The sequence below is a fragment of the Candidatus Pantoea bituminis genome, from assembly GCF_018842675.1.
GTDB lineage: Bacteria > Pseudomonadota > Gammaproteobacteria > Enterobacterales > Enterobacteriaceae > Pantoea > Pantoea phytostimulans.
Genome location: NZ_JAGTWO010000001.1, coordinates 163,396 through 188,469, shown reverse-complemented (window position 1 = coordinate 188,469; position 25,074 = coordinate 163,396). Strand labels below are relative to the sequence as shown.

Annotated in this window: 15 protein-coding genes and 9 pseudogenes; 16 read left to right on the top strand and 8 right to left on the bottom strand. The window is 49.9% G+C overall.

What is annotated here, in order from left to right:
• Positions 1-326 precede the first annotated feature (326 nt).
• Both KQP84_RS24900 and KQP84_RS00980 read right to left on the bottom strand, forming a co-directional pair.
• Positions 327-761: pseudogene (locus KQP84_RS24900) on the bottom strand (DUF3757 domain-containing protein).
• Between the two features lie 592 nt (positions 762-1,353).
• Positions 1,354-3,229: pseudogene (locus KQP84_RS00980) on the bottom strand (amidohydrolase).
• Between the two features lie 331 nt (positions 3,230-3,560).
• Between KQP84_RS00980 and KQP84_RS00975 the strand changes: the two are divergent.
• From KQP84_RS00975 to KQP84_RS26375, 5 genes and pseudogenes are all read left to right on the top strand, one after another.
• Positions 3,561-4,253: a hydrolase gene (locus KQP84_RS00975; protein ID WP_215844843.1), complete on the top strand. Its 693-nt coding sequence runs from the start codon at positions 3,561-3,563 to the stop codon at positions 4,251-4,253.
• 57 nt (positions 4,254-4,310) lie between these two features.
• Entirely contained in the window at positions 4,311-4,562 is a 252-nt protein-coding gene (locus KQP84_RS00970) for a DUF1427 family protein (protein ID WP_215844842.1), read from the top strand.
• 2 nt (positions 4,563-4,564) lie between these two features.
• Positions 4,565-4,818: pseudogene (locus KQP84_RS00965) on the top strand (XapX domain-containing protein).
• A gap of 44 nt (positions 4,819-4,862) precedes the next feature.
• Entirely contained in the window at positions 4,863-5,249 is a 387-nt protein-coding gene (locus KQP84_RS00960) for a response regulator (protein ID WP_215844841.1), read from the top strand.
• Positions 5,246-10,800: pseudogene (locus tag KQP84_RS26375) on the top strand (AAA family ATPase). The gene KQP84_RS00960 and the pseudogene KQP84_RS26375 overlap by 4 nt, the downstream one beginning before the upstream one ends.
• Positions 10,801-11,222: 422 nt before the next feature.
• Here the strand turns inward: KQP84_RS26375 and KQP84_RS00950 are convergent.
• A complete protein-coding gene (locus tag KQP84_RS00950) occupies positions 11,223-11,432 on the bottom strand; it encodes a DUF1471 domain-containing protein (RefSeq protein WP_215844840.1) in 210 nt (69 codons plus the stop codon).
• A 431-nt stretch (positions 11,433-11,863) separates the two neighbouring features.
• Here KQP84_RS00950 and KQP84_RS00945 point away from each other — a divergent pair, with 431 nt between their 5' ends.
• From KQP84_RS00945 to KQP84_RS00930, 4 genes and pseudogenes are all read left to right on the top strand, one after another.
• Positions 11,864-12,328 (top strand): helix-turn-helix domain-containing protein, encoded by a 465-nt coding sequence (locus tag KQP84_RS00945; RefSeq protein WP_252515122.1) that lies wholly within the window; start codon positions 11,864-11,866, stop codon positions 12,326-12,328.
• Positions 12,329-12,421: 93 nt separating this feature from the next.
• A pseudogene (locus KQP84_RS00940) lies at positions 12,422-13,542 on the top strand (porin).
• 45 nt (positions 13,543-13,587) lie between these two features.
• Complete coding sequence (locus tag KQP84_RS00935) at positions 13,588-14,139, top strand: NADPH-dependent FMN reductase (protein WP_243079445.1); 552 nt, start codon at positions 13,588-13,590, stop codon at positions 14,137-14,139.
• 323 nt (positions 14,140-14,462) lie between these two features.
• On the top strand, positions 14,463-15,482 hold the full coding sequence (locus tag KQP84_RS00930; RefSeq protein WP_215844980.1) for an alpha/beta hydrolase: 1,020 nt from the start codon (positions 14,463-14,465) through the stop codon (positions 15,480-15,482).
• A gap of 177 nt (positions 15,483-15,659) precedes the next feature.
• Here the strand turns inward: KQP84_RS00930 and KQP84_RS00925 are convergent, their stop codons facing one another.
• Complete coding sequence (locus KQP84_RS00925; protein WP_215844838.1) at positions 15,660-16,148, bottom strand: GNAT family N-acetyltransferase; 489 nt, start codon at positions 16,146-16,148, stop codon at positions 15,660-15,662.
• Between the two features lie 94 nt (positions 16,149-16,242).
• Here KQP84_RS00925 and KQP84_RS00920 point away from each other — a divergent pair.
• The 5 genes and pseudogenes from KQP84_RS00920 to KQP84_RS00900 all read left to right on the top strand — a co-directional run bounded on the left by KQP84_RS00920 (position 16,243) and on the right by KQP84_RS00900 (position 20,778).
• Positions 16,243-17,186 (top strand): annotated as a pseudogene (locus KQP84_RS00920) (LysR family transcriptional regulator).
• A 209-nt stretch (positions 17,187-17,395) separates the two neighbouring features.
• The gene (locus tag KQP84_RS00915; protein WP_215844837.1) at positions 17,396-17,566 is read left to right on the top strand and encodes a DUF2256 domain-containing protein; all 171 of its coding nucleotides are present in this window, start codon (positions 17,396-17,398) and stop codon (positions 17,564-17,566) included.
• Positions 17,567-17,629: 63 nt separating this feature from the next.
• Positions 17,630-18,147, top strand: a pseudogene (locus KQP84_RS00910) (O-acetyl-ADP-ribose deacetylase).
• A 358-nt stretch (positions 18,148-18,505) separates the two neighbouring features.
• Positions 18,506-19,605: pseudogene (locus KQP84_RS00905) on the top strand (NADH:flavin oxidoreductase/NADH oxidase).
• A gap of 336 nt (positions 19,606-19,941) precedes the next feature.
• Entirely contained in the window at positions 19,942-20,778 is an 837-nt protein-coding gene (locus tag KQP84_RS00900) for an alpha/beta fold hydrolase (protein WP_215844836.1), read from the top strand.
• 120 nt (positions 20,779-20,898) lie between these two features.
• On the opposite strand, the gene KQP84_RS00895 is transcribed toward KQP84_RS00900, so the two are convergent.
• The 4 genes from KQP84_RS00895 to KQP84_RS00885 form a co-directional block, all read right to left on the bottom strand.
• Entirely contained in the window at positions 20,899-21,936 is a 1,038-nt protein-coding gene (locus KQP84_RS00895) for a type II toxin-antitoxin system HipA family toxin (RefSeq protein WP_370661464.1), read from the bottom strand.
• Complete coding sequence (locus KQP84_RS24895) at positions 21,897-22,172, bottom strand: hypothetical protein (protein ID WP_252515091.1); 276 nt, start codon at positions 22,170-22,172, stop codon at positions 21,897-21,899. The genes KQP84_RS00895 and KQP84_RS24895 overlap by 40 nt, the downstream gene beginning before the upstream one ends.
• Before the next feature lie 94 nt (positions 22,173-22,266).
• Positions 22,267-22,506 (bottom strand): helix-turn-helix domain-containing protein, encoded by a 240-nt coding sequence (locus KQP84_RS00890; RefSeq protein WP_252515090.1) that lies wholly within the window; start codon positions 22,504-22,506, stop codon positions 22,267-22,269.
• A gap of 185 nt (positions 22,507-22,691) precedes the next feature.
• Complete coding sequence (locus KQP84_RS00885; RefSeq protein WP_215844835.1) at positions 22,692-22,838, bottom strand: hypothetical protein; 147 nt, start codon at positions 22,836-22,838, stop codon at positions 22,692-22,694.
• Positions 22,839-23,187: 349 nt separating this feature from the next.
• Here KQP84_RS00885 and KQP84_RS00880 point away from each other — a divergent pair.
• A pseudogene (locus KQP84_RS00880) lies at positions 23,188-24,302 on the top strand (metallophosphoesterase).
• A 239-nt stretch (positions 24,303-24,541) separates the two neighbouring features.
• Entirely contained in the window at positions 24,542-25,063 is a 522-nt protein-coding gene (locus tag KQP84_RS00875) for an FAD-binding oxidoreductase (RefSeq protein ID WP_215844834.1), read from the top strand.
• Positions 25,064-25,074: the final 11 nt, after the last annotated feature.

The following is a 25,074-nucleotide window of genomic DNA, read 5'->3' as shown; positions in this document are numbered from 1 at the left end:
ACCTTTTAAATAAAGACTCAGTCTCTAGTGAGCGTATGTCTGCAATTTTACATAAATGAATGGATTAATTTAAATGAAAGAAAATGCTGTTTGTTACTATTAACAATCGAGTATTAATTTGAAACCTTAAATGATTATATCATGCCTGTCATTTTTAATTCTTCGATTAATAAATTAAGGGTGTGTAGCGCTTTTAATGGGAAGCATTCGCTGGAAAAAAGCACATCCCAGGTGCGGAATGTGCCGGAAAAATAGAGTAAAATATCAGCCTAAAATCAGCAGGGCCGCATCATGTTTCTTTCTAGATTTATATTGGCAATTAATATTTATAAATAAACAGTAAACTTACATTTTTCCGGTGAGGTTTTCTCACAGACATTATAAATTAACCCAAAAGGCCCGCTTTCCTTTTTCCAGGCGTCTCCGTCAGGCTGGATAGAAAACGCTTGTTCATTTTTGGTAATAAAACGCATTTCAAGCGTTTTATCAGAGCCAACATTATAGGTGCAGTACTATAATTTAATTGGGGATGATTCATTTTCCTGAATAGCAAGAGCCATCTGAAAAGAGTGGGCGGGGGCTTTTTTCGCGACAATTCCCTGCAAAACGCCGGACCATTCTCCTTTTTGCCCATCAGCACGGTAGACGCCACTGCCAATCTCTTCAATGTTTTTTAATTCAGGGCAATGCTCCGCTGCCTGAGAAACCGCTGAAAAACTCACGCACGCTACAGCAATTGTTAACGCTATTAAATTCTTCATTACAAACGCTCCTTATTTAAAATTCCTCCCTTTTATATCCCCCGATATTGGCTGGCACAAGTCAGTATTAGGTTTTATAGACTTAAAATTCATTCAGTGCGAGGCGTTTCCCAATAAAATCCCGGGCTTTAAATATATTATGGTCCGGGCAAGAGAGTGATGTCCTATGCCCGGACTTGTAAGTTCACTGCATTGATTCCAATACGTATGAAGGTTGTCGCGTTTTTAATATCTGGTGTTGCAATGTTAGTGGCGTTATTAACCGCGGCCATTATTGATGGTATGCACAGTATCAATCAGGCCCATTAACAACTATTCATTGTTATCGAACATGCTTTAAAACGACTGAGTTGGGTGTCTGTTTCGATAGTGATGTTATTACTCACTGTTTTTGCCACTGAAAATAATTTGACGTTAATTATTAAAGGGAATGACAGAATAAAGCCTTCTCCGATCTAAATTGGATGCAGAACAATGAGCAAATAAAAATGATGGCAGCGTTTACTTACTCTTCCCTCAATGACGATGTTCATTGACTCAAGGCAATAAAAAGCCCCGCATCAATGCGAGGCTGTTGATAAAACCTTAGCGATTAAAATGCAAAGCAGCTGCAGCCGAGCGCGCCCCAGAAGGCGTTGTCTCCGGCGACGGGCACGTCAGAGCCGCGCGCGATGTCGTGCGAGTGGCTGTGCACCCCGCACGGACCGCTGCACTGGTGCGGCTGTTGCATCATGCCCACGCGCGTGGCCGCGGTGGGCGGCGCGCTGCGGTAGTGCCCCGGCACCGTCACCACCGGCGACCAGTCGGGCAGCACCGGGATCGCAGGCGGCGCTTCTGCACTGAACGAGCCGGCGGCATACACCACGTTGCCGTCCACCACCGTCAGCACCGACTCGATGCCCTTGATCTCCTCTTCCGGCACGCTGAAAAAGTCTTTGCTCAGCACCGCCATATCCGCCAGCTGGCCGGCCTTGATCTGGCCCTTTTTCCCTGCTCGCTGGAGAACCAGGCGCTGCCCTGCGTCCACAGCATCAGCGCGGTTTCGCGGTCGAGGCGGGCGTTGACGTCATACATCTGCATACCGCCCACCGTGCGTCCGGAGACCAGCCAGTACAGCGCGGTCCACGGGTTGTAGCTGGCGACGCGCGTGGCGTCCGTTCCCAGGCCAACCGGCACGCCGGTTTCCAGCATGCGCGCCACCGGCGGCGTGTGGCGGGTGGCCTCAATGCCGTAGCGTTCGGCAAAGTATTCCCCTGGAACGCCATGCGGTGCTGCACCGCGATGCCGCCGCCCAGCTCTTTAATGCGGTCGATGTTGCGCTGCGTCACGGTCTCGGCGTGGTCAAAGAACCAGTGCAGGCCGTTGAACGGGATGTCGCGGTTGACCTTTTCAAACACGTCCAGCATGCGGCTGATCGACTCGTCGTAGGTGGCGTGCAGGCGGAACGGCCAGCGGTGCTCGACCAGATGACGCACCACGCGCTCCAGCTCGTCCTCCATGCCCGGCGCCAGATCCGGGCGCGGCTCGAGGAAGTCCTCAAAGTCTGCGGCCGAGAACACCAGCATTTCGCCCGCCCCGTTGTGGCGGAAGTAGTCGCTGCCCTGGCCCGGCGTCAGCATGTCGGTCCACTTTTCGAAGTCCTCCAGCTCGTGCCCCGGGCGCTGGGTAAACAGGTTATAGGCGATGCGCAGCGTCATCTGCTTTTTCCCGTGCAGCTCGGCGATCACCTCATAGTCTTCGGGGTAGTTCTGGAAGCCGCCGCCGGCGTCGATGGCGCTGGTCAGGCCGAGGCGGTTCAGCTCGCGCATAAACTGGCGCGTCGAGTTGACCTGCTGCTCCAGCGGCAGTTTCGGGCCCTTTGCCAGGGTTGAATAGAGGATCATGGCGTTCGGACGGGCGATCAGCATGCCGGTGGGGTTGCCGTTGCCGTCGCGCTGAATTTCGCCGCCCGGCGGATTTGGCGTGTCCCGGGTGTAGCCGACCACTTTCAGGGCGGCGCGGTTGAGCAGGGCGCGGTCGTAAAGGTGCAGCACGAACACCGGCGTGTCCGGCGCGGCTTCGTTGATCTCATCCAGCGTCGGCATGCGGCGCTCGGCGAACTGAAACTCGGTCCAGCCGCCCACCACGCGCACCCACTGCGGTGACGGCGTGCGCAGCGCCTGCTCCTTCAGCATGCGCAGCGCGTCAAATACCGACGGCACGCCCTCCCAGCGCAGCTCCAGGTTGTAGTTCAGGCCGCCGCGGATCAGGTGAAGGTGAGAATCGTTGAGGCCGGGCACGGCGGTATGGCCCTTGAGGTCAATGACTTTGGTGCCTTCGCAGTGATGCTGCATAACGTCGGCCAGGCTACCAACTTCAAGAAATTTACCGTCACGAATGGCAACGGCATCTGCGATGGGATTCGCGCGATCGACCGTATGAAACCGGCCGTTAGTCAAAATGACGTCTGCTTTACCGAGAGTAACCATTGAAACTCCTAATGAGGATCCGCAACGGCAGCGATAGCTGCGGACAAAGATATCTCCTGCTACACACGCAGGATAAATGAGTAGCGAGATTATGTTCAGGCGGCACGAAGAGCGTCTAGTTATACGAAAGGATACCTATACCTTCGTATAGTTATACCTATAGATAATAGTATGAAGAATGAAAGGTTCCTACACTGCGCTCAGACAGTTACCCAACCAGAAGGGCAGCGGCAGAGCAACATAACGCTATTCGGATACTGGGGATGTATGTCTCTTAACGCTGATTATCCTTTTACAGAATTTATCAACACTCACCTCAATGGGCATAAACATGACTATTAGCAAACTTGAAGTACTGACGCCGCAGAACAGCCAGATTATTTTTATCGATCAGCAGCCACAGATGGCCTTTGGCGTGCAGTCAATTGACCGCCAGGTGCTGAAAAACAACGTGGTGGCGCTGGCCAAAGCGGCCAAAGTCTTCAATATCCCGACCGTCCTGACCACCGTTGAGACCGAAAGCTTTTCCGGCAACACCTTCCCGGAGCTGCTGGACGTGTTCCCGGGCCAGGACATCCTTGAGCGTACCTCAATGAACTCCTGGGATGACCAGAAAGTGCGTGACGCACTGGCCGCTAACGGCAAGAAAAAGGTGGTGGTTTCCGGCCTGTGGACGGAAGTCTGTAACAACAGCTTCGCCCTGTGCGCAATGCTGGAAGGCGACTACGAAATCTACATGGTGGCGGATGCGTCAGGCGGCACCACCAAAGAGGCCCACGACTACGCGATGCAGCGCATGATCCAGGCCGGCGTGATCCCGGTGACCTGGCAGCAGGTGATGCTGGAGTGGCAGCGTGACTGGGCACACAAAGAGACGTACAACGCGGTAATGGATATCGCGAAAGAGCACTCAGGCGCTTACGGTATTGGCGTTGATTATGCCTACACCATGGTGCACAAAGCGCCTTCCCGTCAGAAGAGCGAACACCAGACTCTGGCTCCGGTACCTGCACCGGTTCGCTAATTGCTAAGCTGGCTGGTCCGTTTCGCGGCTGGCCAGCCATTATAAAAAGGAGGGCCTATGAGTCCTTTATTAATATCTCTGGGAGCGGGCGTGTTTATTGGCCTTATTTATGCGCTGCTCAATGTACGATCTCCGGCTCCGCCGGCAGTGGCGCTTGTCGGTCTGCTGGGAATGATTTTTGGTAGTACGTTAGGTATAAAGCTGCTGCATCATGATGCCACTGCCTGGGTTCCAGCTCATGATCACAGGCTGCATGTTGTTGATAAACGTCCGGCACTCGATCTATCAAATACGCAGCAGGTGAGCTAATCATGCTGAAAACCTACGTTATTTCTTTGGTGATGGGCGTGCTGGTCGGTGTTATTCACGCCTTTATGGACGTCAACTCCCGGCTCCGCCAGTCATTGCGTTGCTGGGACTGTTTGGTATGCTGGTCGGCGAACAGATTATTCCGCTGTGTAAGCGACTGATTAATCGTCAGCCGGTAACTCTGGCTTGGTTTCGTCATGAGTGTGTGCCGAAAATTAGCGGTACGCCTCCGCCCTCTGCTGACAAACCCTCCTAAGGAAGCGCCTCAGGGAGTTGTGAAAAATATTTAAGGAAAACAGCATGCAGCTGTCGCAGCGCATTGTCATTGTTGATGATGAACGTTCTGTTCGCAGTGCCCTGACAAACCTGCTTCAGTCGGAAGGTTACTCGACGCAGTCATTTGAATCGGCAGAAGATCTTTTATGTAATGAAACAGCGCTTACGGACGCTGCGCTGTTCATTATTGATGTCCAGTTGAAAGGTATGTCTGGTTTTGATTTATTCAGAGAGCTCATAAAGAGACTGCAAAATCCCCCAGGCATTATTATCTCCGGTAACGGTGATGACAAAATGCTCTGGTACGCAATCAATTTAGGCGCCATTACTTTTATGCGAAAGCCAATTGATATTGATGCTTTATTCGATCATATCCGGCTGGAGTTTTCTATCCGGTCTTCGCGCCTATGAGTTCAATTTTATTGTCTTTACATAGCGCCGATGAAACAGACTTCGCTATCAGTGAAGAAATTGTTTTCACGCCTCTGGCTCAGGAAGGCAGCGTAAATTGGTTTCTTTGTCGTCATGCCAGTTCTGGTGAAACATTTGTTTTGGCAACTGCAGCGAATGAGGAAGCACTCTTTCAGGTAACACAACGGCTGAAAAATGAGTTTTCATTACGCAATACGTTATCTGAAAGCTGGGCGCTTAAGCCTTTAAGACAGGCTTTCTACCAGGGACGTTATTCTCTCATTTATTCCTCTTTTGTTTACAGAACGCTGGCCGACTCTTTATGCGTGCCGCCTGACACCATCAGGACCTTTTTCAACAGCGCAGCGATGCTATGTGACGCCCTCGGTAAGATGCATCAGCAAGGGCTGGTTCACGGCGACATTAAGCCCTCTAACTTTTTCTTTACCGACGAGGGCACCGTTCAGCTTGGTGGCTTCGGGCTAGCATCAATGGAGAGGGATCTCCTGCAGCAAGCCCTGTTGCCAGTGTCAGGCGGAACGCTTGCCTATATGTCGCCAGAGCATACTTCACGGACAGCACACCGTGTCAGCCGGGTGAGTGATTTATACAGCCTGGGCATCGTTCTTTATGAATTACTGACGGGCAAGCTTCCTTACGGCAATGCCGAGGGCGGATTGGCAGAATGGGTTCACCACCACATTGCATCAGAAGCGCTGCCGCCGCATAAGTTGCGTAAAGACGTTCCGGTCGTGCTCTCTTCCATTATTCTGCGGCTACTGGCTAAGTCACCTGAATACCGATATCAAACGGTGGAAGGGTTACTGGCCGATCTCAAGCGCTGTGAGTCAAATCTGATGCCTGATGGGATTATTGAATCCTTTGCATTGGGTTTGCAGGATATGCAGCCTTCGACGTTATCCACTGATTCACTTTATTCCGATCACACTCAGGCAAGCGACATCCTGGCGGCATTTGATGAAGTCTGCAGTAGCGGAAAACATAGCCTGGTGGCAGTCTGCGGAGCGCCGGGTTCAGGCAAATCATCTGTGATTGCTTCGTCGTTAAAAATATTGCGTAGCAAAAAACATTGCTGACGATGGTGAAAGCAGACCAGCATTCTCCGATATTACCCTACGCAATTTTCACCTCTTCCTTCAAACAGCTGACCTTACATCTGCTGGGCCTTCCCGCTGAAGAGATGGCGCGCTGGAAAGCGCATATCACACGCGTACTGGGAGATTATGCCGGCCTTGCGGTGAACCTGATCCCCGATCTGGGCATACTGCTAAACCAGAAAGCAGCCTTCCAGACAGACGCCGGCTCGCTTGATGCACGAAAGCGCGTAAATCTTGTCGCATGCAGCCTGGCTAAGGCATTCACAACACCGGGAAGGCCACTGGTCATACTTATTGATGACGTTCACTGGGCTGATCAAGCGACCCTGCATTTGCTGCAGAATCTTCTGAACTCAAGCGATGATATCCCGTTGTTACTGGTGGTAACGTATCGGGACGACGCTTCGTTACCCTGTCCGGCCGTAGCCGCTAACCTTACCCGTATCCGGGCAGCCGCAAACCGCATTGTTGATATTACGCCAGAGCCGCTATCGATAAAAAATATTGCACACTGGCTGGCAGGGCTTTTTCACACCCGAAGTGCAGCAACCATAGAGCTTGCGCAAATCATTCATGAAAAAACGGCGGGTAACCCGCTTGCAGCGCGTGAGTTTTTCAGGCAAGCCGTGCAGGATAATCATATAACGCACAAAGCCCCGTCTAAATGGACGTTTGATTCTCAGGTGCTTAGAAACAGTCATTACACCGCTAATGTAGCTGCGGGGGTATTACAGCATCTGGAAACGCTTCCTCCGCCGCTTCGCAGCCTGCTGGGAAAATTAGCCTGCACAGGAAGCGCGGGTGATCTGAACATAATCAGTAATATTCTTTGTATACCTGTCGCAGAAATCAAAGCCATGCTGCTGCAAGCAGCGACAGCCAGACTCATTTCACTGACCGATACGGGTTACTCTTTTATGCATGCCAGCATGCATGAAGGCGCGCTTAATCTCATGACGGTTGAAGAGAAAGATAACTTTCATTACGCAGCCGCGCTGTATTACAGCTATGAATCCAACCGGGATATCACCAGCGCCACACTCTTCAGGGCTGCGCATCATTTAATCACTATTCAAAATACCGCACTGTTAGCCGCCGAGGCCGAGACGTTTGCACAGCTGATTTTTGACGCGAGTAAGCGGGCTAAAATTACCGGCGATTACGTTTCTGCGCTGCGTTTTTTACATACATCGCGCGCGCTCAACACCCTTTCAGGCACCAAAGATAGCGGCATGTTTATGCTTGAAGAGGCCGAATGCGAATTCTTAAACGGCAATTTAACCGCTGCGCTGGTGATAAGCTCAAAAATCCTCACGACACCCGGTGATGTGACGAATAAAGCGGAGGCTGCCAGCCTGATTGCAGAGATTCATATGCGCCAGTCGGACAGTCAGTTGGCGCTGGAAACAGCACTCGCCTGGCTGGCAGTTTTTGGCATACAGCTGAACCGTTATCCCGATAAGCAAGAGTGCGATGCAGCCAGGATATTGCTGAAAGAAGATGTGGGTAAAAACCCCTATACCCGGTTCCGTTCACTGCCGCGGCTGACCTGTGAAAAGACAGAAGCTGTGATGAATCTGATGGCCAGTGCCAGCACTTTCGCTGCCTTCATCAGTCCGCGTCTTCAATTCATGATCCTGTGCAAACTGCTTCATCTGACCATGGCCCGCGGCATCAGCGGCGCTTCGACCCTTGCGCTCTCCTGGTATGGCGTTGTCTGTGGCGATCAATACGATGAATACAGCCGTGGATTCGCCAGTACACTGCTTGCGCGCGAGTTGGTCTATAAACACGACTTTGTCAGTTATAAAGCCCGAACGCTGCTGCCCCTTGACCAAGTCAGCGTCTGGACGATGCCCCTGACTTACGCCATTGAGTGCGCTAAAGCGACGTTTGATGTTGCTGTTGAAGGGGGGATCGGACATCCGCGTGCCTGGCGTTGCGTCATGTCGTTATGAATTATCTCGCACGCGGGGATCATTTGGATGGTGTTCACACCTCCATCACGCGCGGGATAACTTATGTGCGTAAGGCGCAATACCCTGATGTGGAAGTGATTCTGGGCATGCAGCTTGACTACGTTATGTTCTTACGTAAGCCAAGAGGCGATACGTTTTCAGGCGACCATTTTATGACACCCGTTTTAAACGTGTTGAAGCCGGAAAATGCTATCGAACCCGTGTTGCTCATGCAGTTTTGGTCACGCCTTTACAAAGGGATGGCGCACTTTTTCGCTCATGAGTATGACTCGGCCAGTCAATGTTTTGCGAACGCAGCACCGTTGACTGAATTTATCCCGGGTCATGTGCATATGTTGGATTTCCATTTATACAGTGCGCTGGCTCTCTCCGTACCGCTTAAGCCCAACACTTTTGACGAAGAGAAGCGTCAGCAGTTGATGCGCCATCTGGATAAGATCGTCACTTGGTCAAATGAGAATGAAAAAACATTTTCAGACAAGGAAGCGCTGCTGCGTGCCGAGCTGCTGAGGCTTGAGGAAAAGACAGCGCAGGCGATGGAGCAGTATGAAAAGGCCATTGAACTGTCGCGTAAAGAGCAATTTCATCACATCAATGGTCTGGCCTGCGAGTTGGCGGCTCGCTTTGCTTATGACAGAAACCTGGTGTTTGCTGGAGATGCCTACATTAAGGGTGCGCTGTCAGCATGGGAACGCTGGGGGCTGGCGCGAAGGTGCGCCAGCTTGAAAGCTTATATCCTAATCTGGCTAATCCGAACCCACAGACGGCGCTCAACACAGTGACCTTTGAGCAAAGCGCGGTTATCAGCGATTTGCAGAGCATGGTAACGGCTATGCGTGCGCTGACAGAAGAGATCAATCTGGATCGCCTGATTCATATCCTTATGGTGATGCTGGTTGAAAGAGCCGGGGCGCAGCACTGCTTGCTTATCCGCCTGACTGACGGCGATGTACCAGAAATTCAGGCCAGGGCCACCACGACTGTTGACGGGATTCGGGTGAAAATCGTCAAAGAGCTGCCGGTCTCTACGGATCTTCCGCTTTCAATATTATCTGCAGTCATTCGCACCGGGCAGGAAATCCGCACGGGCAAACCGGAAGTGTTCAGCCCGTTCAGTCAGGACAACTATCTGGTCGCATCTGGTGCTGCGGTCATGTGCGTGCCGATGTTCAGGCAAGCACAAATGGTCGGGGTGCTTTATCTGGAGAATCGTTTGATGCCGGACGTGTTTACCGCCGAACATTCAAGGATAGTGTCGATGCTGGGCGCGCAGGCCGCTGTTTCACTTGAGACTGCTCGTCTGTACGCTGAGCTGGTGGATGAAAACATCCAGCGTCGGAAAATTGAAAAACAGCTTCGCGCCAGCCAGACCTCGCTGATGCTCGGTGAAAAAATAAGTAATACCGGCACGTGGCATTGGCTTCTGGATCCAGACATACAGCTGATATCAGATGAATATAAACGCATTATGGGCCTGCCCGCCGAACAGAGCAGCACGTCAATGGTTGAATTCCAGAGTCGTGTTCACCCAGATGATATTCACTGTCTTAAAGCGCTGATAGAAACGAGTGTTCGTGATGGTGTCAGCATGAAGGCTGAATTCCGCATCATTCGGGATGATGGTGAATGCCGGTACATTAAAGGCATTGGCGAGCCCGTCGAAAACTGGCCAGAAGTGGCGGAATATTTTGGCACGCTGACGGACATCACGGCGCAACGCCACTCTGAGGATGCTGTCAGGATTGCTCAGGCTGAACTTGCCCGCGTCGCGCGCGCCACGACTGTCGGACAGCTAACATCCTCTATCGCACATGAGATCAATCAGCCGCTGATGTCTATCGTGGCCAATGCCGGTGCCAGCCTACGCTGGCTGAAACGTGAACCTTCGCAACTCGAGAATGCCAGTCAGAGTCTGGAAGAGATTATCAAGGAAGGTCGCCGGGCGGGGAGATCATTCGTGGGTTGCAGGCGCTCACCCGTAATAACGTCTCTGAATTTGCCCCCGCCAGGCTTCATCTGCTAGCACGTGATATTTTAACCCTATCGCGTCTTGAACTTGAGCGTCGACACGTTGCGCTGGAGCTGGATTTTAAAGCGGAACTGGATGAGATATTTTGCGAGAGCGTACAGATACAGCAGGTTCTCCTTAACCTGGTTATCAATGCTATTGAAGCAATGACTGATAATCAGGGCGCACGTATTCTGCGACTCGCTTCCTCCCATCCCGCTGATAACCTTATTAAGATTGAAGTCGCAGATAACGGTACAGGTCTGGCAGAAGAGGTTATCGGTAAAATTTTCGACTCTTTCTATACCACCAAAGCGGAAGGGATGGGAATGGGGCTCACCATCTGCAATGAAATTATCAAACGACACGGCGGGGTACTTTGTGCTGAAAACCGGCAGGACGGAGGGAGTCTGTTCTGGTTTACGCTTCCGTTGAATATAGCGTAAGCGCGTTAACGTAACCCTCCCGCGTGTCCCGCGGGAGGTTTTTTTAATTAATTCTATTTCAATTAAATATTATCTAACTAAATTGACCACGTTATAATCAGTTAATACGCTTGGCTTGATGATATTTATCATTATTATTTGTGTCTGGATAAATAATGATAAATATCCTGTCAGCGTCGCGCTATCTATTTTAGACGTTCCTTTCAAATTACCTCAACAGCTTATGGGCTTATGAGTGATTCGATAGCGTGTTTACCGTTCTGCCAGAAATACGGTTTTGTTCGCCCGGACGGCTGCATTTTTTTAATGTGATTAAGTAAAGGGCGACAAAGAGCAGCACAACACAATTTTTGAGCATATTCATCTTATTCTCTCCATTGAATCCGGCCGCAGGCTTAACGCTTTAGCTGCGGCCCTTTTCATCACTTAACCAGCTCTGCTGAGATATAAGCACCGTTTGTAAAGCGTGCGCTGGTGATCTTATATGAAGTGCCCGCTTGCTTGGCCTGAAGCGCAATTTTAGCTTCAGCACTATCAAGCGTCGAGGCGCTTGCAGTCACGCTCTGCGCAAAACCTGAGAAAGAGAACAAAGAAAGAGCAGCTAAAGCAACAATGTTTTTGACGATATTCATGGTCGGTTCCTTATTGAGATTTTCAGTTTATGAGACGATTTGTCTCGATGGGATGAATAGTAGGTCGATAAGGTTCCGGTTAAAATAGCTGTTTTGTGGTGAAGTAAATCAAAATATTTGAACCTTCATTGTCAGTAAAAATTTTATCGATAGACGGGTTTTGCTCAGACAGTCAACCGCCAGGTTGAATATTTAGGGTATGTCATACTTCACAGCCATTTATAAAGAACAAGGCCGCATAAAAGTTAAGTTCTCCTGTCAGCGGCTTTTTCAATTATCTCTTCGTATAACTATCTGTTTGTATACCTATCCCTTTGTATAACTTCCTTTTGCTTAAAGCAGACCTGATAATTTATCCACCTTAAGTTCGCTCAGTCATTGCGCTAAGCGCACTTTATATCGAGTTAACCGAACGGGAAATCGATGTGAACATGACTCATCCTGGCGAGAAGATGATTACGGTACGCAGTAAAATTGTGGATACCGTGGTCAGGGACCTGCTTCCATGGATTGAAGATAATTTGTCTGATGAAACGATACGGGTGAAAACGGTCACGCAACGAAGTGGCTATGGGCATTGGCATTTTCAGCGGGTATTCAGAGTGCAAATGGGGTGTAACCTTGCTGAGTACATCCGGCTGCGAAGAATTTCCAGGGCAGCCTTTTCAGTCGCCTTTACTAATAGAGATATTCTCGACATAGCCATTGAAAATGGTTTTACCAGTCAACAAAACTTTAGCCGAATTTTTAAAAAGTATCTTCTGATTGCACCGACGATATTCAGAAAAGAGTGTTCAGGCCAGGAAGTCGCGTTCAGGGAGATCACGCGAAATTTGCATGAGAATCATATTTGCCAGATATCGAAGCAAATGTTTTTTAATGAATTAAGAAAATAAAATTTTTAGGTAGAAATTAAAAGATCCGCTGGGGTAGTTGAGATTCGAAGCAAATATTTAGACTTAATGTTTATGCCGCACCAAGAGGAATTAATGGATATAAAATATTTGGCGCTTATGGCGTCCTGCATCATTTTGTCGGGGAATGTCTCTGCGGCCGAAATCTATAATAAAGATGGCAACAAGCTTGACTTATATGGTCTGGTATCGGGGTTGCATTATTTTAGTGATGACGCCAGTCAGGATGGCGATCAGTCCTACATGCGTATTGGATTTAAGGGCCAAACCCAGATTTCAGACCTGATCACCGGCTACGGCCAGTGGCAGAGCCAGTTCAACGCTAACCAGCCGGAGAGCGACAGCAACTCCATGTTCACCCGTCTGGGCTTTGCCGGTATTAAGGTAGGCAGCTACGGATCATTTGATTATGGCCGCAACACCGGCGTGCTTTATGACGCGCTAAGCCTGACAGATATGCAGCCGGAATTTGATGCCCTGACTTATAACACCGATCAGTTTATGTTTCGCCGCGGAAACAGCCTCACCACTTACCGAAATAGCGATCTTTTCGGCTTAATCGATGGCCTGGACATCACACTGCAGTATCAGGGAAAAATGACGGCGACGGTGAGCCTGGCGCTCGCGACGTGTTGCGTCAGAACGGTGACGGATATGGTATGTCGGTTTCTTACGCTTTTGGCGACGGGTTTAAGGCCGTGGGTGCTTTCACAAATTCCGATCGTACCCGTGAGCAGAATGGCAGCAGCGGCATTATGGGGCGCGGTGACAGGGCAGAAGCCTACTCTGCAGCGCTAAAATATGATGCGAACAATGTCTATCTGGGCGTGATGTACACGCAGGCGTATAACGCCTCACGCTTTGGCTCTAGCGCAAATGCTGGCGTGTATGGCTACGCCAATCAGTCAGACATCTTTGAGGCCTTTGCGCAGTATACGTTTGACTCAGGCTGGGTTCCCTTCATTGCTTTTAACCAGGCGCGCGCTAAAGACCTGGGAATGGCCGGTAACGGTAGAACGTATGGCAATCAGGATCTCGTGAAGTTTGTCGATTTTGGCGGCTCCTATCTGTTCAACAAAAACATGCTGGCGTACGTGGATTACAAGCTGAACCTGATTGATAAAAGTGATTTTTCCGAGGCGGCAGGCGTATCAACCGATGACATCCTGGCCGTTGGCCTTGTCTATCAGTTCTGATAACCCAGCCTGCATAACATGAATATGAAAACCCTGAGGGCAAACATGAACACGCCAGACCTTAAATTTGTCACGCTGACCTGCAGCTTGCGTACCGGCTCTGTTAACGCAATCATTGCCAATACTTTGCCGGAGCTGGCTCCAGAGGGCGTCTCTTTTACGCCGCTCGGTTCTCCCGGTGAATTTCCGCATTACAGTTCCGATACAGAAGCGGCGGGTTTTCCCGAGGAAGTGCTAGCCATGGCTGAAAGTATTATCCAGGCCGATGGGCTTATCATCATTACACCCGAATACAACCATTCGATACCAGGCGTGTTGAAGAATGCACTGGATTGGTTGTCACGCGTATCCCCTCAACCGATTGCAGGTAAACCGGTTTTGATTCAGTCAGCTTCACCCGGGAAGTTAGGCGGCGTCAGAGCACAGATACATCTGCGGCAGATTCTGGGCTATTTCGATGCCCGCATAATGAATAAACCTGAGGCCATCATTGGTGATGTCAGCGAGAAAATCAGCGGTAATAGGCTGACAGATGAGAATACGCGGGCTTTTCTGGCACGTCAGTTAACGGCTTTTACCGAGTTTGCTGCAAAGTGAGTTGTCGCTGAATAAGGCGCAGAGAGCATTACAGTATTTTCTCTGCGCTTTTATTTACACGCATTTCACGGGTGCAAGCGCTGGATTTTACTTATTCCGGCCATGTTGCATGCCGGAAATGAACACGCGTTTATGTCAGTAATTAACATATTAATGAATCCCGCACATCTTCTATGACGACAGGCTCTTGTGCTCTATCAATACCAATGAAATTTAATTGAGATCCACACATTGAGTGGTGCGTTATATATCGGTTAATAACCTTATTTCTGGCAACCGTATATAGCGCAACATTTAACTGCAATTAATGACAGGGAATTATGATGAATATAAAAATGAAAGCAGGCGCCTTGCTGCTGGCTGCTCAGATCTCGGCTGCCTATGCTGCAACGGCAGATAACACACCTGCACCTACTGCGGGTGTAGCACGTTTTCTCACTGTGCTGAACAGCAGCGGCGGTAAGCCTATTGAGCAGCTCTCACCGAAAGCGGCGCGCGACGTGCTCATTGGTGCTCAGAAAGGCGTTAAACTTCCTCCGGCTGTGGTAACTGAAAAAGTCATCAATGTTTTGGGCAAACCCTTAACGCTTACCGTAGTGAAGCCTGAAAACACGTCGGGAACGTTGCCTGTGTTTATGTTTTTCCATGGCGGTGGCTGGGTTCTGGGTGATTACCCGACGCACGAGCGTTTGGTGCGCGATCTGGTCAATGAGTCTGGTGCGGCGGCGGTATTTGTAAATTATACGCCTTCTCCTGAAGCGCATTATCCTGTCGCCATTACGCAGGCGTATGAAGCGACTAAATGGGTTGCTGAGCACGGCGCTGAAATTGGTGTTGATGGTTCACGTCTGGCGTTGGCCGGAAACAGTGTCGGCGGTAACATGGTTGCGGCAGTAGCGCTGCAGGCAAAGCAATATCACACGCCAGCCATCCGCTATAGCGTTATGCTTTGGCCCGTTACTGATGCAAATTTTGACGATGCTTCATACCAGCAGTTTGCGGAAGGACATTTCCTTAGCCGCAATATGATGAAATGGTTCTGGGACAGCTACACCACTTCCGAAAAAGATCGTAATAACATCTTCGCCTCTCCGTTACGGGCAACCCCTGAGCAGTTGAAAGGCTTACCGCCAACCCTGATTCAGACAGCCGAACTGGACGTATTACGTGATGAAGGCGAAGCATTTGGACGTAAGCTTGATGCGGCTGGTGTCCCTGTTACCGTGACCCGCTATAACGGGATGATCCACGACTACGGCTTACTTAACGCATTGAGTCAGGAACCCACGGTACGAACGGCACTACAGCAGGCGTCTTCAGAAATCCGTTTGCATTTGAAGTAAATAACCCTGCCAGCCTCAGGGCTGGCATGATGTTTTCACTCATGATGCCTATGAGTGAACATCGAACCTATCCCGTTCTATCGCCGGTTATCATTCACCGACCTCTCGTTTACACCATCATTGCCGTAAGCCTTTGCAACGGAACGCCAGTTAAGAGGGTTTTGCCTGACAACGGCTTCAGTTAGCGCCAGCTTCAGCAAACTTCTGTAAAGCTGCACCATCAAGGCGATAACGAACCCATTCATTTAAGGGCAGGGCATCAATGCTGAGATAGAAATCTTTAGCGGACTGATCCCAGTTCAGGACACTCCATTCAATACGGCCGCACTGACGTTTTATCGCCTGCTGTGCGATGAACTGAAGCAGGGCTTTGCCTGCGCCTAAACCGCGGTAATTTGGAGAGAAATAGAGATCTTCCATGTATAAACCGCTGCGTCCCAGCCAGGCTGAATAGCTGGTTGATACCACAGCATATCCGGCAGTGACCCCGTCAATCTCACAAATGAAGGCTTCAGTATTACTATTGGAACCAAACAACGTATTCCTGATCTCCTCTGCATTTGTTAGAGGTTGCTGCAGACCCTGCTCGTAAATGGATAATTCAACGATCATGTTGTAGATAATGTCTGCATCTTCGGGATACGCCTGTCGAATAGTCACGCCCATAAGTCATCGCTTGCTCAATAAGATTGAAGCTGACCAGCATAATCGTTATTGTTCGATGAAATAAGTGCAATAAAATCAACTAAAGGTGAATCTCATGCATCATGTGCTGAGGAGACTTGATTTAAACCTTCTGCCGGTTTTCGACGCCGTTTTCAGGCATAACTCAGTGAGGCTGGCCGCGATAGAGCTTTCTATGAGCACGTCCGCGCTAAGTCATGCACTTTCCAGACTGCGGGAATTTCTTAAAGATCCGCTGTTTTATCGGGACGGTCATAAAATGTGTCCCAGTGTCTATGCTTGCCAGTTAGCGCCCTACATTGCTGAAGCACTCATGGCGCTTAATAAGCATCTTTGTCCCGCTCAGCCCTTTAACCCACGAACCAGTGACGTCAGCTTTAAAATTGCCGTTACGGATTACACGGCCTTTTGCTTATTTCCCGGCCTAATGAAGGCGCTAAAAGACGAAGCGCCACACCTGAGTTTTGAGCTCTGCCATTTACCCCATAATCCGGCTCTCAATGAATTACTCGCCGGTGAGATTGATATGGCGCTTAGCTTCAGCGAGCCGGGCGGACTTAATCATCCCGATTTGGAGGAAACGGATTTATTCAGCGACGAGTTTGTCGTCATCAGCACTGAGCAGCGTTCCAGCCTGGATTTGGCCGAGTATCTGTCTGCCGGGCATTTAGTCGTTACGCCCTGGAATGAAAAGCAGGGGCTGCTTGATTCACACCTTGAACGGTTGGGGTTAAAACGCAAAGTTGTCATTAAAACCCCGTCAATGCTTGGCGCTCCCTTCATTATTGCGGAAAGCGAACTGCTGATGGCAATTCCTCTTATGTGGCGAGCAAAATTTCACAGACCGCCAAGGTCAGGATCTTCAAACTCCCTTTTGAGGCACCCAGATTCACAGTGAAAATATACTCACACAAACGAAGCGGTAAAAGAGAGCCGACGGAATGGATTAAATCAAAAATTGTTAGATCAGTAACGGAGAAAGAATATTGTTATACCTCCGCAGAATGTCGCGAAGGTTAACTATTTCGGAAAAAATCCAGGTATTCAACGCACCTTAATCATCAAATTTCGGCACCCGCCAAATCCGCGACGGGTGCGCCCGCTTTCCCTGTACATTTGCTGCCTCAGTTAATCTGCGCGGCCAGATCTTATCAAATCCGTAAGCTAAAATGAGGTAGTGAGTTGACGTAAAAAGACTAAAAACGTAGCGCTAGATTGATGGGACAGGTATGACCGAATTTAAAGGCAATAAAAAAGCGTTACCTGTGCGTTATTGCAAATGCTGCAAGAAACCGATGAACTGGCGTAAGAAATGGGAAACGTGTTGGGATGACGTGCAATATTGCTCCGAGCGATGCCGACGGCAGAGAAAGCAGCAGGTTGTCAGCAACGTTGAATGAAAAACGTCATAGCAGGCAGCTTTAGGCGGAAAAGCACTCTGTAAGTCTGAATAGGGGGAAAGAATGAACAAAATAACCTTGTTACAAGGCGATATAACCAAAGTCTCTGCTGAAGCGATTGTGAATGCAGCTAACTCGTCGTTATTGGGCGGCGGCGGTGTTGATGGGGCAATACATCGTGCGGGGGGCCAGCGATTTTGGCAGAGTGTCAGATAATAAGGAACCGCCAGGGCGGCTGTAAGGTAGGGGATGCTGTCATCACAAAAGCCGGTAACTTACCCGCTGATTATGTCATTCATACGGTAGGGCCACGCTGGCAAGATGGGCATCACGGCGAAGATGAACTGTTGAGAAGTGCCTACTTAAATTGTTTTAAAATTATTGATGAATATGACATTAAAACCGTCTCTTTCCCAAACATCAGCACCGGAATTTATCATTTTCCCAAAGAGCGGGCCGCTAATATTGCTCTGGATGTGATTACGCGTTGTTTGCGTGAAAATGCCAACATAGAAAGGGTTAATTTAGTCTGTTTTGATGCAGATAATTACAACCTGTATTCAGCTCTAATGGCTGAATAGAGAGGGGTTAGATTCACCTCCCTTTTTAAAGCTTACTATCGATATAAATTAATATTCATTGAACGTGCTCACGCAAAAACACAATGGCCTCTTCGCTATGTCGTGAAAGCGGCCATCCTGCCCGGTGAATCAGCCAGAGGGTATCAACGACCCTGCATATCCATGGGAATGCCGAACAGTGGCAACATTTAACACCGCAAGCTCAGCTAATGCTTATTGCGCTGGCCCAAGGCAAACTACTGGGTGAGACGGTGCTAACGTTCTCGTTAAAAAATTGCCAGAGCAATTGCTCGCGCTGAAATATCGCAGCTTTAGCGGCAAAGTTGTTATTGAAATTGTTACTAATAAAGAGGTTTGAATGTCAGGGTTATTCTCTCCGTTTTCATTGAAAGATGTCACATTACGCAATCGAATTGCCATTCCGCCGATGTGCCAGTACAGCGCCGAAGACGGCGTGGCTAATGACTGGCATCGCGTGCACTACACCAGCCTTGCGCGTGGCGGTGCGGGTTTAGTTATCGTCGAAGCTACGGCTGTTTCCCCAGAAGGGCGGATTACGCCAGCTTGCCTCGGCATCTGGAATGACGCGCAGGCCGCTGAACTGGCCCACATCGCACGTGAAATCAAAGCGGCAGGCGCGGTGCCTGGCATTCAGATTGGCCATGCAGGACGTAAAGCCAGCGCCAACAAACCGTGGGAAGGCGACGATCATATCGCGGCTGAAGATGGACGTGGTTGGGATACGATCGCTCCCTCGGCCGTTGCTTTTGGCAACAACCTGCCGCAGGTGCCTGCAGAGATGACGCTGGATGATATCGCCCGAGTGCGTAATGACTTTGTGCTGGCTGCAAAGCGCGCGCGCGATGCTGGTTTTGAATGGCTGGAGCTGCATTTTGCACACGGTTATCTGGCACAGAGCTTCTTCTCTGTTCACGCTAATAAGCGTACCGATCAATATGGTGGTGATGCTGCGGGCCGCAGTCGTTTTCTGAATGAAACTTTTAATGCCGTGCGTGACGTTTGGCCTGAAAATCTGCCCTTAACCGCGCGTTTTGGTGTGCTGGAGTTTGATGGCCGTGACGAAGAAACGTTAGAGGAGTCTATTGCGCTAACTAAACAATTACGTTCAGCTGGCCTGGATTTGCTCAGCGTGAGTATCGGATTCTCAACACCGGATGCAAACATTCCGTGGGGACCCGCCTTCCTCGCCCCGATCTCGGCGCGCGTGAGAAAAGAAGCTCAGATCCCGGTTGCTTCTGCCTGGGGTATTGATTCGCCGGTTATCGCCAATCAAACGATTGAAAAAGGTGAACTGGACTTAGTGATGGTAGGCAGAGCGCACCTTGCTAATCCAAATTGGGCCTACAATGCTGCACTCGCATTGAAAAAGAGAAAGCATCTTGGGTATTACCCGCGCCTTATGCACACTGGTTGGATCGCTATCGCGTGAGTGAATAAGATGTCGGGTATCGTCAGCATTATTATGGCGATACCCGATCACTCTAATGGCTTATTGATAATTAACTTACTGTTTATACTTTATTTTTCACAGGCGCAAACCCGCCGACTTCCCGCTCTTTAGTCCTAAACCGCACAAACAATGATCATCGGTACTCATATCTAAACTACCTTTTATCTCATGCGTACAGCGACGGAGGTGATGAACACCTTTTAGATTCGCTGCCTATCTCTTTGAACACTTGACGTTTTAGCCCCACTTCTCGCGCCCCTGTCTCATACGCAAAGCCAAGCATCCGTATAGATTTTTCTTCGTACAACTGAGGAGTTCGCACTATGTCATTCGTAACGACCCAAGACGGCGTAAATATCTTTTTTAAAGACTGGGGCCCCAAGCATGCAAAACCCATTGTCTTTCATCATGGATGGCCGTTAAGCGCAGACGATTGGGATACACAGATGTTATTTTTTCTGGAAAAAGGCTTCCGCGTTATTGCTATTGATCGTCGCGGGCATGGCCGCTCGGATCAAGTGAGTGATGGACATGATATGGATCATTACGCCGCTGACGCTTCAGCCGTTGTTGAACATCTGGATTTAAAAGACACGGTTCACATCGGTCACTCGACCGGAGGCGGAGAAGTTGCACGCTACGTAGCGCAGTATGGCCAGCCACAAGGTCGGGTTGCGAAAGCGGTTTTAATCAGTGCGGTTCCTCCCTTAATGGTCAAGACGGAGAACAATCCCGGCGGTACGCCGATCGGCGTTTTTGATGGCTTTCGCAGTGCGCTCGCGGCTAACCGCGCTCAGTTCTTTCTCGATGTTGCGTCTGGGCCTTTTTACGGCTTTAACCGAAGTGGCGCAGAACTCTCGTTGGGAACGATTCAGAACTGGTGGCGCCAGGGTATGAACGGCAGTGCTAAAGCGCATTACGAAGGGATTAAAGCTTTTTCAGAAACCGATCAAACTGATGATCTCAAGGCCATTACCGTTCCGACGCTCATTCTGCAAGGTGATGACGATCAGGTCGTTCCTTATAAGAATGCCTCTGTTCTCCAGGATGAGTTGTTAACCAATGGCACGCTTAAAATTTATCCCGGCTATCCTCATGGCATGCACACTACCCATGCAGATGTGATTAACGCTGACTTACTTGCTTTCATCCAGTCTTAAAATCCTGATCAACTGAGAGGCGTTTTACCCGGCCTTTCAGTTGATTTTTTAGCGCTCTTCATCTTATTTCAGTTAAGCCGAGTGGAGATATACGCCGAGATAGCAATGTCCTCAGCGTGGCTAAAGCGCCTTGATCGTGGCTTCAATCTTCGCTGACGTTGCTTTAATCACAGCCGAGGGAATCGCATCGCCCAAGGACTTGGCGGTGGCCACAAACGAGGCTGCTACGTCGCAGACTTCCTCAATGATTGTGTTCAGCGTTTTTTCGCTAATATCCGCAGCTTTTGCAGCCTTAATAAGCGCCTTACGACTGATTTGACTGCCGTAACCCGCTACGGAAGACTGATGTTGACCGCCCGGCCCCATTTGAAAGGTGAGATCATAGGCGGGTGAAACTTGCCACTCTTCGGCCTGATTGAGCGTAAACGCGAAGTTTTTGGCGTGGTCATCTTGGTTGTTCATGATCACATTAAACACCATGCGACGCGCCTGGATTTCTCGTTCTGCCGCTGAACGGGTGATCATTCCCGTAGCCCGAAGGATGTCAGTGTAATCAAGGCAGGGAAGGCGGAAGTCCGCCTGCAGTACACCCGCCATACTGAGCGTAGGAACACGCATTCCTCTATGCCGGTCAAAACGTTTAACGCCGAACGCTGACAGTCCTTCTTCCAGTGAGAACCAGCGACTTTCAGGAAACTGGATGCCCGCCTGCCGAGCCATACGCGCATAAACTTCCTCCAGCGCACATACCCATGCCGCCTCCTGAGCCGCTGGGAATTTAATCAGCCAAGGCTCACTACCGGTAAAGGGCGAGGAATGAATACGTCCGCTGGTGGGATCAAACTCCACCAGCACTTTGGGCCGAGCGCCATGCGGTGATCCACCGAGACGCACCAATTCTCGCAGCACTTCAGAATCCTGACCCGCTACCTCGATCTCTATTTCTCTGGCCAATATAATCAGGTCGTTGATATTCTGCTGCTGCGCTTCCTGGTCAGGCACTTTCACCAACGGTCGGTAAGTCAGCGCGCCCATGGTATTGCTGCCTAGCATCGCCAGTCTGTCGAGGACGGAAAGTGTCGCTGGCTCAATATTATTGCGCCGCAAAAGTCTGTCCATCAACAAGCGGCCCCAACCATCAGGCAGTGAATCGGCAATAAAACCGGGGATCCCTTCCTGATGACGTTCAAAATCGGCGTAAGTCGTGCTGATGGGCGGATGAAGCAGGGAGAGAATTCAATGCCGCGCTGAATGCTCTGCTCCGAATATTCAAACAACCATTCCCCGCGTTGCCTGCCCGCCGCAAGGGTGCCAAGTGGCCAGTTTTCACCCCAGCCTTCATAGATGACTTCCAGCCGCTGAAGGGGCGAATAGTTATTTTTTATCTCTCTCATTACGCTTCTCTGCTGTAGTCCTTGTTGGTTTTCTACTTACGCCGTGCTGCCCTTTGCCGAATTGGCGCTTTGAGGGCTTCAACCTGAGCAATGCTCATCGCCGGGGCGTAAACAGATTCATCATCTCTCTTTCCAGCCGTAAGGCAAAAACCACCTTCATAAAGTTCTCAAGCGTTACTTTTCCGTCATTTTCCAGTTTCTTTAATGCCGATACAGAGATCCCGGCTTTTTGAGCCAGCTCTTTTTGCAGCATATTTCTGCGTAACCGATGTTCCCTGAGACGCTGCCCTAGCTCTGTCATTAATGCTGATTCAGAGTAAAGATTAAGGGACATAAAAACAGCTCCTAAAATCAATAAGGGTGGGTAGAGGTTTTTATCAGCTTTTATTGTAGCAGTTGCCTGGAGAAGGATCTCTCTGTTTAAGCGCTTTTTAAAGCACTTTAATCACCTAAAATGCTTAATAAGAGCGTTTATTAGAGCTCCAATTTAGAAAAAGAAATAATAGTGGGCATGACAGGTTATTCGTCAAGATTATCAGATTCTTGAACCGTAATTTGCACGCCGTCCGGGGCTGTGATCGTACAGTGTTTTTCTGCCGCCAGCAGGGTTGCAGAAAGCAGCGCTAAAATAGTGGAAACAGCGTGAATTAAAAAATGCAGCAGCATAAAAAGCCTCCTGATATAAATAATTTCTGGCTATGCTGAGCCCTGACATGGGTGTCAGAGTCAAGTAGCCATGTGAAGAACAATTTATCGCGTTCTCAACGGGAGAACTGGCGAAAGAGTCGGGCGTCTGCGACGGATACCGTGATTTCCCCACGCAGGCGGCGCAGTACAAACGACAGCGTCAGATCAGCGAACTGAGGTTCGCCCGGCGCGGTTGATGGCAACCCTGACAGAAGGCCTATCCAGGTCTTTAACCTTGTCCGTTCTGTAACGTTTCAACCACAAACTCCAAAAATGCGGGTTAATTTTTTTGCGCTGAATGCGCGTATTTGAACCAGGAAAGAGAGTGATGTTTCATCTGATTTTCAGCATACCGAGCTGGTATGTTATCGCACGTTTTGTTTTGCCATTAGCCATGCCGCTGGTGTTAAAAGTTATCTTATCCTTGCTGGTGTTGCTGGCTTCACAATATCTTTTGATAAGCCGATTTACTGCGGGCGGTATTTTTTCACCTGAAATGCCCCGAACGGTGATCATTCTGTTCAACTGGGCCTTCAGTGCGGTTTTATTTCTCGCTATGACGCAATTACTGATTGATGCCGTGGCGGTGATGTCGCTGTTGTTCCGACATCCCCTGGAGATTGCGCCCGGTGTGCGTTACCTGGCAGCGCTATTTGCTATTGCGCTTGGCGCGATAAGCGTTCATCAGGCGATACGCGTTCCCCGGTAAAAGATGTGGCCATTGAAATCGAGAATCTTCCTGCTGAATTCGAAGGTTACCAGTTGCTTCAGCTGACCGATTTGCACATCACTAAGCTCTTTAATGCCACATGGACTGCGGCGCTGGTGAAAAGAGCGATGTCGCTTAACGCGAACCTAATCGTTGTTACAGGTGATGTGATTGATGGCACCCTGCAAAACCGCAGAGCAGATGTTGAGCCGCTGCGTGGGTTGAATGCGCCAGATGGTGTGTTTGCCATCACTGGGAATCACGAATATTTCTTTGAGCAGGAACGATGGACCGATCATCTGGCTTCACTGGGGTTGCATCCGTTGCTGAACAGCCACACGATCATTAAACGGGATGGCGCAGAGCTGGTGATTGCCGGCCTGCCTGATGCTTCAGCATCGCGAAGAAATACGATCGGCCCGGACCTGACGAAAGCGCTAAGAGGTGCACCGGAAAATGCGCCGGTGATTCTGCTCGATCACCAACCACGTAATGCCCGGCAAAATGCGCTGCAGAAAATCGATTTACAGCTCTCTGGCCATACACATGGTGGTTTGATTGTCGGATTTGATCGGCTGTTTGCTAAACCCAACGCGGGTTTTGTTTCGGGTTTGTACAATGTAGATGGCATGCAGCTCTACGTGAACAACGGAACTGCGCTGTGGCCAGGCGTGGCGGTGCGATTAGGGCGCCCATCAGAGTTGACCCGCATTACATTGCAGCGAAGAAAATAAGTGCCGAAAGCGGGGGTCGATCACTGATTCAGGGATAGGGTTGACCCGCTTTCGCACCGCAGACCTCCTTTTGCGTTTCATATCCCATCGCGCGCAGCGCAGCCTCAGTCAGATAAGTGGTCCAGTGCTGATCCTGATTACAACCAACGTAAATAAACTCCCTAATTAATACCCCTCAAACCATCAGGATTTGGGAAAACCGCCATAATTAGTAGGAATACACATTGGTGGAGACAATCATGGAGGCTTTACTAAAGGCAGATATCGACGAATTCAAAACGCATTTCTTGGGCGAGGTGGTTCTTCCTGACGATGCAAACTACGACGAAGTGCGCCAGATCTGGAATGCCATGATCGACCGCAAACCCACGCTGATCGCCCGCTGCACATCACCTGAGGATGTCGTTCAGGCCATCCAATTTGGGCGCACGCAAAATCTTCTTATCTCGATCCGAGGAGGTGGACACAACATTGCAGGTAATGCCGTATGCGACGACGGCCTGATGATCGACCTGTCGCTGATGAAGGGAGTACACGTGGACCTGACCACCAGAAGGGCCAGCGTCGAGCCAGGCTGTACTCTTAACGAGTTTGATGAGGTCGTGCAGGAACATGGGCTTGCCACGCCCTTGGGCATCAATTCGACTACAGGTGTGGCCGGCCTGACACTCGGCGGCGGGTTCGGCTGGCTGAGTCGGAAGTACGGTATGACCGTAGACAATCTGCTTTCCGCAGAGGTCGTCACGGCAGATGGCAGCTAACTGCACGCCAG